Genomic DNA, 12,259 nt, shown 5'->3' with positions numbered 1-12,259 from the left:
CTTGCCCTTGGGGTCCGGTCCAGGGTTGCCCAGTGCCGTTTTCGCAGTACCCGCCCTCGTAGCTCAGCGGATAGAGCACCGGCCTCCGGAGCCGGTGGCGCAGGTTCGAGTCCTGCCGAGGGCGCCACCTACTCCCCCGCCGGCGTGACGCGGGCCCGGACGCCGTTGTCCTTAGCAGCGCACGCCGACGGGCGGCTCGCCGGTGGCGTACCCGGCCACGGTGGTACTGGTGGCGGCGGCTCCAAAATCACCAGCGGCCGACGCGCCCCCGGTAGTAGCGACGGTGGTGCGACCCGCATCGACCGAGCCCTCGGGGGCGGGCTGATCGTGCACGGTGGTGAAGTCGGTACCAATCACCACCACCACCGCCCCCGCCGTCCCATTGGGATCGGGCACCAGCGCCGCCCCCCCGGAGATGTGGTCGGCCACCCGACGGGCGATCGCCTCACCGCCAGCCCCGAAACGAACCGTGGTGCGCCCCACATCGCTCCTGCTGTACGTGTCGATGTCGGTGATGGTGAAGCCCACCTTCTGCAACGCCCCGGCGGCATCGGCCGCCCGGCCCGTTACTCCCGAACCGTTCAGCACCGTCACGTCGATCACCCCCGGGGTCACCGTCCCGATCGGCAAACCTCGGAAGATGTTGAGGTACGGCTCGGCCTCTCGCATGTCGGGGATCTCCACCATCGCCCCGCCACTGGTGGTCTTCGGGTGCGACGGAATGGCGAATCCCTCGAGGTCCTCGGCGTTGAAGCGAGCAAACTTCTTCCCGAGTCCGAGTAGATCACCGGCACTCAGCCCGCCGTCGAGTTGCACACTCGATACCCCCGCCCCCACCAGAGTGTTCAGCGTGACGGGATTAGTCAACCCCTTGCTCACCGCCTTGGCGACAGCACGCCGGATGAAGATCTGTTGTCGGGTGATGCGCCCCAGGTCGGCGGTTCCGTCGGTGGTCCACTGGCCGTCAGCGTCTCGGTACTGCAGGTACCGCGACCGCACGAACCGCCGGGCGGTCTGCCCATCGAGCACCTGGCACTTCGCTCCGGGGATCGACAGCCCGGTATGCGAATCGCGCACGGGTGCGTCGAACCACATCGGAACACCGCCCACCGCGTCCACCAGTTCCTCAAAGCCCACGAAATCGATCTCGGCGTAATGGTTGATGGGGATGTCGAAGTTTTCCTCGATGGTGTCGATCAGCACCTGTACTCCCTGACCGTGAGCCGTGTTGATTCGCGCCGTCTTACCGCTCCCGGCAATCGGTAGATAGAGGTCGCGCGGGAACGACAGAATGCTGGCGGTGCCCTCGTTGGGGTCCACGCGCACCACCATGATCGTGTCGGTGCAGTTGCACCCGGCATCGCCGAGAAAACTCCCCGCGTCAGGGTCGCTCGCATCCAGGCCCGCCCGGCTGTCGGTGCCCACGATCAAATAGTTGGCCGGTTCGCCCGCCGCCGCGCTCTGCAAGTCGATGTTGTCCACCCGGCCGATTTGGCCAAAGCGAATACCCACGTAGCCCGCCACCAGGGCCACTCCCACCAAGGTGCCCACGATGCCCACCCCCAGCGCCAGCACTAAGCGCTGGAACCACGGGCGGGGGCGCGCCCGAGGAGAAGAAGCAGGCGTCATGGCCCGCTAACGATACCGGGCGGCCTCCGTCATCAGAGGTCACCCCCACCGCGCTGACCAACGAACCGGCGTGAAGGTCCTACGCTTTCTTATCGGTCTTGGGTTCTTTGGGCAGACCCAACACCCGCTCGCCCACGATGTTGCGCTGGATCTGGGACGTCCCACCCCAGATGGTCTCCGAACGGGAGAAAAAGAACGTCGACACCATCGGGCTCACGGCGTAGCCCTCGGTCACCTTGCCCCGCAGAGCCCCGGGCCACGAACCCGACGCCGGACCCACATCGGCGAGCATGGAACGCGCCCCGTAAATATCCAGCGCCAGTTCCATCGCCTCCTGGTGCATCTCGGACCAATGCATCTTGTTGGTCGCCCCCAACGCAGCCACCGAGGGGTCCTTACGGCCCGTGTAACTAGCCGTCAGCGTGCGCAACCCGTTGATGCGAATGATCTGCACCTTCGACCAGTACTGCGCAAGGCGCTGACGAATCACGGGATCAGTAATGGCACCATTGGCAGTGGCTTCGGCCACCATCACCGTCCACTCCTCCAGGAAGCGGCGGTACCCGGTGGTGGCCGACTGCCCTCGCTCGAATCCCAACGTGGTGTTGGTCACCGCCCACCCGTTGTTCAACCCGCCCACCACATTCTCCGCCGGGCAGCGGGCATCGGCGAAGAACACCTCGTTGAACTCGGCGGTGCCATCGGGCTGGGTGATGGGACGCACGTCCACCCCGGGCTGATTCATGGGCACCAGCAGGTAGGAAATCCCGGCGTGCTTCGTCGCATTGGGATCCGTGCGGGCCAGCAGGAAGCAGTAGTCGGCGAACTGCGCCTGAGTGGTCCACACCTTCTGCCCGTTGATCACGAACTCGTGGCCGTCGAGCACGGCGGTGGTCTTCAGTGAAGCGAGGTCGGAACCCGAGTCGGGCTCGCTGAAGCCCTGACACCAGCGCACCGTGCCGCCCATGATCCTCGGCAGAAACTCCTTCTTCTGCTCCTCGCTCCCCCACTGCAAGATGGTGGGCCCCACCAACGTGTCGCCAAAGAAATCGGCCCGCAACGGGGCTTTAGCCCGGGCAAACTCCTCGGCCAGCACCACCCCCTGCATCAAACTCAGGCCCTTGCCGCCGTATTCGATGGGCCACGTCGCACAGATCCAGCCCCCGGCGTAGAGCTGCTGGGCCCATGCCTCGCTGAAGGCGGCCCGCTCCGTCGCCGACATCTCGAAGCCCGCCCCGAACCATCCAGCGGGCAGATGGTCTTCCAACCATCCCCGGATCTCGGTGCGGAACTCTTCGGCGTCGGGCGGGTACGTCAGGTCCATCTGGGCATGTTGGCCGCACCCCCCACTCGAGCGCCAGCGGGGAACCCTCTGGCTCGACCCCGGCCCCGCCGAGGTCCCCGGGGGGAGTGAGCGTGGGGGACCCGCTCCAGAACTCGTACGCTGCGGGTATGACCGTGTTGAACGAGCCCGCCGCCGCCCCTTACGCCATGTCTGCTGGCAACAAAGAGCGCTGGCAACTCCAATGGAAAGAGCTCTACGACGAGGTGATCACCTCCGGGCTCTGCACCGGTTGCGCCGGCTGCGTGATCGCCTGTCCCCACGACGTCATCGGGTACGAACACGCCCCCGGCGCCTACAAACCCTTCCATCTCGAAGAGGAGCTCGGCCTCGACGACTGCATCCACGGCCAAAAGGGTTGCACCTCCTGCACCCGGGCGTGCCCGCGCTTTCGGGCCTGGGAACCCGAGGCCGATGAGCACCTCTTCGCCCGGGTGCGTCAACCCGACGAACCCAGCGGCATCTACCAGGACATCCTCCTCACCCGGGCGAGCGACGCCATGGTTCATCAGATGGGACAAGACGGCGGCCTCGTGTCGGCCCTGCTCATCTGGGCGCTCGACCAGGGCTACATCGACGCCGCCCTCACCTCGTACCTCGAAGGCGGAGGCGAAGGGGAAAGCAGTTGGAAAGCCATGCCCGGGGTGGCCACCACCAAAGAGGAGGTACTGGCCGGCGCCGGATCGCGCTACACCTATTCGGCCAACACCCTCGCCCTCCCCGAAGCCCTCGAACGGGGCTTCAGCAAGTTGGCGCTGGTGGGGATGAGTTGCCAGTCGTCGGTGCCGCCGGTGATGTGGAGCCGCAAGATCGGCAAGGTGGGAAAGCCCATCGTGTTCAACATCGGTCTCCTGTGCTCCAAGAGCTTCGACGACTCGATCTTCGAGGAACTCTTCTGGACCAAATACGGCTTGGCCAAAGAGCAGATGGTGAAGATGAACATCAAGGGTGTCTTCCAGATCTGGATGCGCGACGGCGCCTACCACGAGATCAACCTCAAGGAGTGCCACGCCTGGACCCGAGAAGGGTGCGTCCACTGCCCGGACTTCGCCGCCGAGCACGCCGACATTTCCACCGGCGGGATCGGCAAGTTCAACGACTGGACCCTCACCATCGTGCGCACCGACCTCGGCCGGGAGATCATCAGCCGGATGATCGACGACGGCTCCATCGAGGCCCGGCCCGGCGACGACGATCCCGGGGCCATCGCCCTCATGCACAAACTCTCCGCCAAGAGCCGCGAGCGCTGGCCGGCCACCGCGATCGACTTCCCGAAGAACCCCCCGAAACCGTCCAAGCCCTAACCGCCCCGCAGAGACCTCGGCCCCATGGACATCGGTCCGCTCCGCGACGCCCTCACCGTCTTGCTCGGTCTGGCCACCGGCGTGCTCTCCGGGCTCTTCGGCGTAGGCGGCGGAGTGATCTCCCAGCCCGGCATGCGGCTCCTGGGGCTGGCGCCCCTCGTGGCGATCGGCACCGCACTACCGGTCATCATCCCCGGCGCCCTCAGCGGCGCCCTGCGGTACCGGCACGAAGACCTCATCCTCTGGCCGGCCGTTTGGGCCACCATCCCGTTGGGCTTGGTGGCCGCCGCAGGGGGCAGCGAGATATCGGCGCAGGTACCCGGCGAGGGCCACCTCCTCCAGTTGGTCACCGCGGGGCTGCTCGGCTTTTCCTCGTACCGGATGGCCACGGTAGCCAGCCCGGCGAATCCCGACCGTTCCGCAAGCCTTGACGCCACCGGTTCCCCGCCGCAGGGAAGGGCCACCAACGCCCGTTACGCCGCCATCGGCGTGGTGGGCGGCTTCCTCTCCGGGCTGCTCGGTATCGGCGGCGGGGTGATCCTGGTGCCGGCCTTTGTGCAGGTCGCCCGCCGCGAGGTGAAGTCGGCTATCGCCACGTCGCTGGTGTGCGTCGGAGCCTTTGCCATTCCCGGCACGATCACCCATGCCCTCAACGGACAGGTGGATTGGCGGGTGGCGGCGGCGCTGATCGTGGGCGTCATCCCCGGTGCTCGCATCGGCGCCGCCCTCACCATCAAGGCGGCCGATCGCCGCCTGCGCCTCACCGTGGCCACCTTCCTCGGGATCATCGCCCTCCTCTACGCCGGCAGCGAACTCCTCGCCCTGCGCTAACTCTCAACCGCCGCCGGGTCCTCAGCGCCCCAGCCGCGCCGGTAGCCGAGGGGAACGCTGTCCGCCGAGGGAACCCCGCGACGTCAGGAAGCCGGGTGGGCTAAGGCTTGGGCACGGCGCAACACGGTGTCGAGCATGGCCTCGGTGAGCGTTCCCGTGAACGTGTTTTGCTGGCTCACGTGGTAGCTAGCCACGATCCATCGCTCGTCGGGTAACGCCACCTCCACGCCATGGGTAAAGCGGGGGCGGCCGACCACGCCGAGAAGTCGGCAGAGCGCGTCGTAGGCGAAGCCGCCCAGCGGCACGAACACGCGCACCGGCAGCAGCGCCAGTTCCCGTTCCATAAACGGCGAGCAGGTGTCGCGTTCCTGCGGGGTGGGCTTGTTGGCCGGAGGGGCGCACCGAACCGGCGAGGTGATCCACGCGTCGCGCAGACGCTGGCCATCCCCACGCGCCACGCTCTCGGGCTGGCTGGCGAACCCAGTGCGGTGGAGGGCGGCGTAGAGAAAATCGCCCGATCGGTCACCGGTAAACATGCGGCCCGTACGGTTGGCGCCATGGGCGGCCGGGGCTAACCCCACGATGGCCACCGTGGCGTTGGGATCTCCGAAGCCGGGCACGGGTCGGCCCCAATACTGCTCATCTCGAAACGACGACCGCTTCTCCACCGCCACCAACTCCCGCCACGCCACCAGGCGCGGGCAGGCCCGACAGGCCACCACCTCGGCCTCGACGGCGGCTAATCCCTCCATCCGATCGGTTCCCACAACCGGCGACGATAGATTGAGAACTCTCTTATGGCCCGCGCCACCACCCCCCCGCCGCCCACGCTCGTGCTCCTCGTGCGTCACGGGCAGACCCCCACCACCGGCAAAGTGCTTCCCGGGCGAGCCGCCGGCCTTCACCTAGCCGACACGGGCCGGCAGCAGGCCCAACGGGTGGCGGAGCGGATCGCCGACCTCCAGACCGACCAGCGGCGAGTGGCCGCCGTGTATGCCTCACCCCTCGAGCGCACCCAGGAAACCGCCGCGCCGATCAGCAAAGCCCTCGGGCGGCGCACCCGCCGCCATGCCGGGTTGATCGAAGCCGACTTTGGCCAGTGGACCGGCGCCAAGCTCGCCACCCTCTACAAACTCCCCGAGTGGCGCACGGTGCAACGCAATCCGAGCGGTTTCCGCTTTCCCGGCGGTGAGTCCTTCATCGAAATGCAGACCCGTATCTGTGGAGCGATCCAGAAGTTGTGCGGGGCCCACCCCGGCGAGACGATCGTGGCCGTGTCGCACGCCGATCCGATCAAAGCGGCCGTCGCCCACGCCATGGGAACGCACCTCGATCTGTTCCAGCGCATCGTGATCTCGCCCTGCTCGGTGTCGGCCATTCTCTACCACGCCGATGGCCCCCTCGTGTTGGCCGTCAACTCCACCGGCAATCTCGCCGCGCTGGTGCCGTCGTGAGCTCGTTCGACCTCCCTGCGCCGGACGTCTTCACCAGCGGGGCTATCGGCCCCGCGGGTCAGCGCGTGTTTTATCTGCAGGCCCGCGACGATCAGTTGGTACTTACCTTGCGCTGCGAGAAACAACAGATCGCCGCCCTCGCCGACTATTTCGATGGTCTGCTCGACGATCTCGAACCGGCTCGCTACGAGTTGGTCACCGGCGACCTCACCCTGGTGGAGCCGGTGCGGGAACTGTGGACCGTCGGCCCCATCGGGGTGGCCTACGACGAACCGGCCGACCGCATCGTGGTGGTGTTCGAGGAACTCACCGACGAGGAACCCAATGAAGAGGCGCCGAGCGTGAAGGTCCACCTGAACCGATCCCAAGTAGCCGCCTTCGTGGGCCATGCCCGCAACCTCGTCTCGGCCGGACGCCCCCCCTGTCGGTTCTGTGGTCTCCCCGTTGATGCCGAGGGCCATGCCTGCCCGCGGATGAACTGACCCGCTGATGGATGCCGCCGCGGTGGCCACGCTGCTTCACCACGGCGAGGTGGAGATCCTCGGCCGTATGCCCTGGAGTTCCAACGCCACCTACCTCTGCCAGCTCACCGCCGGGGCCGAGGAGTTGCAAGCCATCTACAAGCCCCGCCGGGGTGAGCGCCCCCTCTGGGATTTCCCCTCGGGCCTCGACCATCGTGAAGTGGCGGCCTACGAACTGTCCCAGGCCCTGGGCTGGGACATCGTGCCCATGACGGTCCTGCGGGAGGGGCCGCTGGGCATGGGTTCCCTCCAGCGGTTCGTGGAGGCCGATGTAGAACAGCACTACTTCACCCTCTACGAAAACGAAATGCTCCACGACCAACTTCGCACCATGTGTGCCTTCGACCTCGTGGGCAACAACACCGACCGCAAGAGCGGCCACTGCCTGCTGGGTCTCGACGGGCGCATCCAGGGCATCGACCACGGACTGATGTTCCACCAAGAGTTCAAACTCCGCACCGTCATCTGGGAGTTCGGTGGCGAGCCGGTGCCCGCACCGCTGCTCGAAGCGGTGGCCATCCTCGCCGAGGCTGAGGCCCTCCCCGATGCGCTGGCCCGCTTGTTGGACCCCGAGGAACAAGCGGCGGTCCGCGCCCGCGCCCGAACCCTGCTCCGGCAGGGACGGTTCCCCATCGACAACACCGGCCATCGCTACCCCTGGCCCCTGGTCTAACCCGTCACCATCGGACCTGGCCGCCGCCCAATCATGCGGGGCCGGGTTACGGGCCGAAGTCGCCGACGATACGGCGCTGGTCCCTTGGGAACGCCAGCACTTCGGGGCCGTGATCGATACGGCGCCCCGATTGAGAATCCAGCCAGCGATGGAACTGCTGGGCCGGTAGCGGCCGGCTGATGAGATACCCCTGGGCTTCGTCGCACTGGTAGGTGCGCAACATACCCAGCGCCTCTGGGCTCTCGACCCCCTCGGCCACGGTCCGCAACCCGAGACTCCGGCCGAGGTCTACCAGGGCTCGCACGATCACCGCATCCTGGTCGTTGGTCATCATGGTCATCACGAACGACTTGTCGATTTTCAGCTCGGTCACCGGCAACTTACGGAGGTGCGTCAGGGAGGAGTAGCCGGTACCGAAGTCGTCCACCGACAGCCCGACGCCCAAGTTATGCAATCCATTGATCACCTCCATCGAACGATTTGAGCCCGCCATCACGGTGGACTCGGTGAGCTCCAGGGTGAGGGACGTGGCCGGAACACCAGCCTCGACGATGGCGGCGCCGATGTCGCGCACCAGATGGGTGTCGAAAAGGTTCCGGGCCGACAGGTTGACCGAGATGGTGAGATCAAAGCCGGCGTCTCGCCAGATACGGCACTGATCCAGTGCCTCCTTCACCACATAGAGGGTGAGCGGACGGATCACCCCGGTGTGTTCGGCCGCCGGGATGAACTGGTCGGGTCCCAGCGGCCCGAGGCGCGAGTGGGTCCAGCGCACCAATGCCTCCGCCCCTACCACCATGCCGTCGAGCAGATTCACTTTGGGCTGGAGGTACACATCGACCCCGCCCTTCTCAATGGCCGCCGCTAACTCGGCGGCCAGGGCCAGCCGGCGAGGGGCGTACGGATCGGCCTCGGCGGAGTAGACCTCGATACCAGAACCCTCGGTACGGGCGGTGTACGTGGCGGCGTAGGCCCGGGTGAGGAGGGTGTCGGCATCCCGGGCGTGATCGGGATACAAGGCGACGCCGAGGCTGGCACCGAGCACGAGCGAGACAGTGTCGGCGGTGAAGGGCGCGTCGAAATCGTTTCGGATGACCTCGGCGAGACCGACGATGGCCTCCTCGGAGGTGGGGCCCGTCACGAGTACCACAAACTGGTCGCCGGTGAAGCGCACAAGTTGGGTCCGGCCCGACAGCAGTGCCAAAAGACGGTCTCGCACCGACACCAACACGCGGTCGGCGGCGGCGATACCAAGGGTGTCGCTGACCTCGGCGAAGGTATCGAGATCCACAAACACCAGGCCCACGCGCTGCTCATTGTGTTTGGCAGTGCGGATAGCTCGGTCCAGTTCCTGCTCCAACGATACCCGGTTCGGCAGTCCCGTCACCGGGTCATGCAGGGACTCGTAGGCCTTTTCTTGGGCGTCGTGCTTCAGCGTCTCCACCAGTCGCCCGTTCTCCAGGGCCACCTGGGCAAGGTTGGCCAGAGTCTCGAACACCACGAGGTCCTCGGCCACAAAAGAACTGACGTCGGTGAGGCGGTTCGACACCACTAGGGCACCGACCACTGCTCCCTCGTTCCTGAGGGGAACCATCGCCGTGTCCTTCACCCCTAGTTCGCCCAGCCACCCCGGTAATGGCTCACCCGGCGTGTACAGGCGCGGCTGGCCGTCGGGGAGCATCCGCTCCAGGTCTCTCGCAAGGTCATCCCGGCTGATAGCGATGTGGGTCACGACATCGCCCAGGGCGAGTACGCGGGTGGCCGAGGTGCCATCCCTCAGGGGCGGCAGCAGCAGGGCGGCATGTTCAGCTCGCAGGATTTCGCGCGCCCCCAGCACCACCGCTCGTTCGATTTCGACAATTTCAGAACTGCCCAACGACCGAGTGAAGCCGTGGAGGGTTGCCAGATTCTTGTGTTGCTCGGTGAGCTGAACGAAGCGACGGTAGAGGAGAAAGAGGACGGCGATGACCGTCACCATGAGGGAGCCCACATAGGTCTCTTGCCAGATTGAGATGACGAACGCGAGCCCCACGCTCGTATTGGCGATCGATGACATCGCACCCAGTACCGCCACCTGCTGCACCGCGGCTCGGCCAGCCCAACCGCTGAAGATCCAGATGGCGATCGTGACCGAGATCGTGGCGAGGACCTGGGTCGACAGCATCGCCGCGAAGGCGGCCACCCATCCGGGCAGGCCGGTGGCTGATCCCGTCCCCAACACTGCCCGGTACACCGTGACCGCCAGCGTCGCTTCGGCGGCGAACAGGCCGAGGTTGATGACCAACTTATGGATTGATTGCCGGCGGAGCAGCCCGAGAACGAGGACACCGGCAAGTACTCGTCCGATGAGTAGATCATCCGGGGCGGCCATCATGAGGCCCACCACGAAGGGGATTTCGGTGAAGGTGATGGCGTGGGCCTCGCCCCGAGACTCGAGGTGCACCGCAAACGACTCGGTGATCATGAAGCCGATGGTCATGGCCCACCACGGGATGGTGAAGGGGCTCTGCGGCAAGACCTCGTCCTGTAGCAAAGGAACCGCCAGCAACGCCGCCAAACTCGCGAGAGCGAAGGCCAGCATCCACAACCGAGCGTCTACCGACGCCCACGTACCGAGTCGATCGGGGCGATCTCGTTCCACCGGGTAAGGGAACCGAATCGCGGCTTCTGGGTCAAGCCTCCGGACGCGAACGAGCCCGGCGCAGAGGCCGGGCTCGTTGAGTTCAGCGACTACCGCTGGTCAGCGGAGATGCAGACCACGGAGATGCAGACCACGGAGATGCAGACCACGGAGATGCAGACCACGGAGATGCAGACCACGGCCGCCCCACTCAACACCAAGCTTGTTCATTTCATGTCCTCCAACGTCGTTCTAGGGGTGTGATTGCTTAATTGACCGCTCTCCGTGAGATTACTCAACTAGTTGAGTAATTCATTTCGAGGCGATCGGTGCCTCAATGAGGATGACGATACGGCGCGCGACCGATCGTGGCAAGGGGCATTTACCCTGGTCAGAGGGGATACGGAGGGTGTTTGTACCGCCACTTTATGTGGTCATTAGGACTAAATACGGAGAGTAGTTATTTCACTACTAACAGTGGTTGATACAACACAGGAAGTCAGCCGCTTCGTTCCCCGGATTTGCGCGCTCTACGTAGTGATGGGCCCCAACACGCGCTCGAGGTACTGGTTGGTGAATCGGCCCTCAGGGTCGAGTTGGCTCCGCACCGCCTGAAACTCGTCCCACCGCGGGTAGCGCGTCGCCAAACTCTCGTAGCCCTGGAAGTGCATTTTCCCCCAATGGGGGCGACCGCCATAACTCCCCATTATCCGCTCGACCCCCTGGAAATAGGCGTCATACGGGGTGCCCTGATACACGTGGACAGCGATGTACCCCGTAGAGCGTCCCTCCGCGGTAGACAGCGGGATGTCGTCGGGTGCCACCACCCGCACCTCCACCGGAAAGCTCAGTTGGATGCCCGCCTCGTCCACCAGGGCCCGCACCCGGTTGAGCGCCTCAGGAATGGCATCCCGGTCGATGGCGTACTCCATCTCGTAGAACTTCACCCGTCGAGGACTGGTGAACACGCGATCACTGCGATCGGTGTATTCCATCCGACCGGTGGAGGGCAAAATCTTGGCTAGACGCGGGATCAGGCTCGGCTGGCGTCGCCCAATCCGGCACAAGGCCCCGAAGCCCACGTTCGTGATGAGAAGGTCATCAAGAAATTCTTTGGCCTTCCGACGCGGCACCGCCGGCTCGTCGGTGCGCCGATTTCGCTTGGTAAGTGCCCACCCAGTGTGAGGAACCCAGTAGAACTCCACATGGTCGGCACTGGACATGTAGCCGTCGAAGTCGGTCAGGATCTCATCGACGCGCCGCGGTTCCTCGATGGCATGGAGCCGGAAGGCCTTGACCGCTTGGATCGTGATGGTGGACACGATGCCCAGCGCACCCAACCCCACGCGAGCGGCGGCGAACACCCCGGGGTTCTCCTCGGCGGTGGCCGAAAGGATCGAGCCGTCCCCGGCGATCAGGCGAAGCCCCACGATCCGACTGGAGATGTTGCCAAAGTGCCAGCCAGTGCCATGGGTGCCGGTAGCGGTAGCCCCGGCGATCGACTGTTGAGAGATGTCACCCATGTTCTCAAGGGCCAACCCCCGCTGGTCGAGTTCGTCCGACAGCGTCGCCAGGGAGATACCCGCTTGCACCGTGACCGTGCGAGCCCCTGGATCGTGGCCCACGACCCGGCCGTACTTCGCCAGATCCACGAGCACCCCGTCGGTGCAGGCGATCGGCGTGAAACTGTGCCCGGCACCCACACATTTCACCCGAATGCCCGCTCGGGCGGCCTCCTTGACGATGGCAACGAGATCCGCCTCGCCGGTGGGGCGACGAATGGAGGTGGGCGCACAGGACTGATTGCCCGCCCAGTTCGTCCAGGAGGTTCGGTCTTTCATGCTCACCGGCCCGACCCTAGCGGCCGTGTGTCGCGCGCCCCGCC

General features: G+C 65.7%; 10 protein-coding genes and 1 tRNA gene. 6 read left to right on the top strand and 5 right to left on the bottom strand.

Annotated features, from left to right (window positions below):
• Window positions 1–52 precede the first annotated feature (52 nt).
• Window positions 53–127: transfer RNA gene (locus tag EXQ71_08070), tRNA-Arg, on the top strand.
• A gap of 44 nt (window positions 128–171) precedes the next feature.
• Here the strand turns inward: EXQ71_08070 and EXQ71_08065 are convergent.
• The gene (locus EXQ71_08065) at window positions 172–1,629 is read right to left on the bottom strand and encodes a LytR family transcriptional regulator (GenBank protein MSO87461.1); all 1,458 of its coding nucleotides are present in this window, start codon (window positions 1,627–1,629) and stop codon (window positions 172–174) included.
• A gap of 79 nt (window positions 1,630–1,708) precedes the next feature.
• Entirely contained in the window at window positions 1,709–2,953 is a 1,245-nt protein-coding gene (locus EXQ71_08060) for an acyl-CoA dehydrogenase (protein ID MSO87460.1), read from the bottom strand.
• A 167-nt stretch (window positions 2,954–3,120) separates the two neighbouring features.
• On the opposite strand from EXQ71_08060, the gene EXQ71_08055 reads away from it, so the two are divergent.
• Complete coding sequence (locus tag EXQ71_08055) at window positions 3,121–4,275, top strand: oxidoreductase (protein ID MSO87459.1); 1,155 nt, start codon at window positions 3,121–3,123, stop codon at window positions 4,273–4,275.
• A gap of 24 nt (window positions 4,276–4,299) precedes the next feature.
• Window positions 4,300–5,106 (top strand): sulfite exporter TauE/SafE family protein, encoded by an 807-nt coding sequence (locus tag EXQ71_08050; GenBank protein ID MSO87458.1) that lies wholly within the window; start codon window positions 4,300–4,302, stop codon window positions 5,104–5,106.
• A gap of 83 nt (window positions 5,107–5,189) precedes the next feature.
• Here the strand turns inward: EXQ71_08050 and EXQ71_08045 are convergent, their stop codons facing one another.
• Window positions 5,190–5,858: a uracil-DNA glycosylase gene (locus tag EXQ71_08045; protein ID MSO87457.1), complete on the bottom strand. Its 669-nt coding sequence runs from the start codon at window positions 5,856–5,858 to the stop codon at window positions 5,190–5,192.
• 45 nt (window positions 5,859–5,903) lie between these two features.
• Here EXQ71_08045 and EXQ71_08040 point away from each other — a divergent pair, with 45 nt between their 5' ends.
• From EXQ71_08040 to EXQ71_08030, 3 genes are read left to right on the top strand one after another with little or no spacing between them, the layout of a single operon-like run.
• Window positions 5,904–6,560 (top strand): MSMEG_4193 family putative phosphomutase, encoded by a 657-nt coding sequence (locus EXQ71_08040; GenBank protein MSO87456.1) that lies wholly within the window; start codon window positions 5,904–5,906, stop codon window positions 6,558–6,560.
• The gene (locus EXQ71_08035) at window positions 6,347–7,042 is read left to right on the top strand and encodes a DUF3090 domain-containing protein (protein MSO87455.1); all 696 of its coding nucleotides are present in this window, start codon (window positions 6,347–6,349) and stop codon (window positions 7,040–7,042) included. The genes EXQ71_08040 and EXQ71_08035 overlap by 214 nt, the downstream gene beginning before the upstream one ends.
• A 7-nt stretch (window positions 7,043–7,049) precedes the next feature.
• On the top strand, window positions 7,050–7,754 hold the full coding sequence (locus EXQ71_08030) for an SCO1664 family protein (GenBank protein ID MSO87454.1): 705 nt from the start codon (window positions 7,050–7,052) through the stop codon (window positions 7,752–7,754).
• A gap of 46 nt (window positions 7,755–7,800) precedes the next feature.
• On the opposite strand, the gene EXQ71_08025 is transcribed toward EXQ71_08030, so the two are convergent.
• Window positions 7,801–10,395: a phosphodiesterase gene (locus tag EXQ71_08025; GenBank protein MSO87453.1), complete on the bottom strand. Its 2,595-nt coding sequence runs from the start codon at window positions 10,393–10,395 to the stop codon at window positions 7,801–7,803.
• A 509-nt stretch (window positions 10,396–10,904) separates the two neighbouring features.
• On the bottom strand, window positions 10,905–12,215 hold the full coding sequence (locus EXQ71_08020) for an FAD-binding protein (protein MSO87452.1): 1,311 nt from the start codon (window positions 12,213–12,215) through the stop codon (window positions 10,905–10,907).
• Window positions 12,216–12,259: the final 44 nt, after the last annotated feature.

Source organism: Acidimicrobiia bacterium (genome assembly GCA_009694375.1).
Taxonomy (GTDB): Bacteria; Actinomycetota; Acidimicrobiia; order Acidimicrobiales; family VFJN01; genus VFJN01.
Note: the sequence above shows the minus strand (reverse complement) of the source record. Positions and strands in the feature narration are given on the sequence as shown.

What these genes read in the sequence shown, in the direction of transcription:
- EXQ71_08050 (MSO87458.1), top strand. Translation starts at nt 4,300, where the DNA reads ATGGACATCGGTCCGCTCCGCGACGCCCTCACCGTCTTGCTCGGTCTG.
- EXQ71_08060 (MSO87460.1), bottom strand. Translation starts at nt 2,953, where the DNA reads ATGGACCTGACGTACCCGCCCGACGCCGAAGAGTTCCGCACCGAGATC.
- EXQ71_08030 (MSO87454.1), top strand. Translation starts at nt 7,050, where the DNA reads ATGGATGCCGCCGCGGTGGCCACGCTGCTTCACCACGGCGAGGTGGAG.
- EXQ71_08065 (MSO87461.1), bottom strand. Translation starts at nt 1,629, where the DNA reads ATGACGCCTGCTTCTTCTCCTCGGGCGCGCCCCCGCCCGTGGTTCCAG.
- EXQ71_08055 (MSO87459.1), top strand. Translation starts at nt 3,121, where the DNA reads ATGTCTGCTGGCAACAAAGAGCGCTGGCAACTCCAATGGAAAGAGCTC.
- EXQ71_08040 (MSO87456.1), top strand. Translation starts at nt 5,904, where the DNA reads ATGGCCCGCGCCACCACCCCCCCGCCGCCCACGCTCGTGCTCCTCGTG.
- EXQ71_08020 (MSO87452.1), bottom strand. Translation starts at nt 12,215, where the DNA reads ATGAAAGACCGAACCTCCTGGACGAACTGGGCGGGCAATCAGTCCTGT.
- EXQ71_08045 (MSO87457.1), bottom strand. Translation starts at nt 5,858, where the DNA reads ATGGAGGGATTAGCCGCCGTCGAGGCCGAGGTGGTGGCCTGTCGGGCC.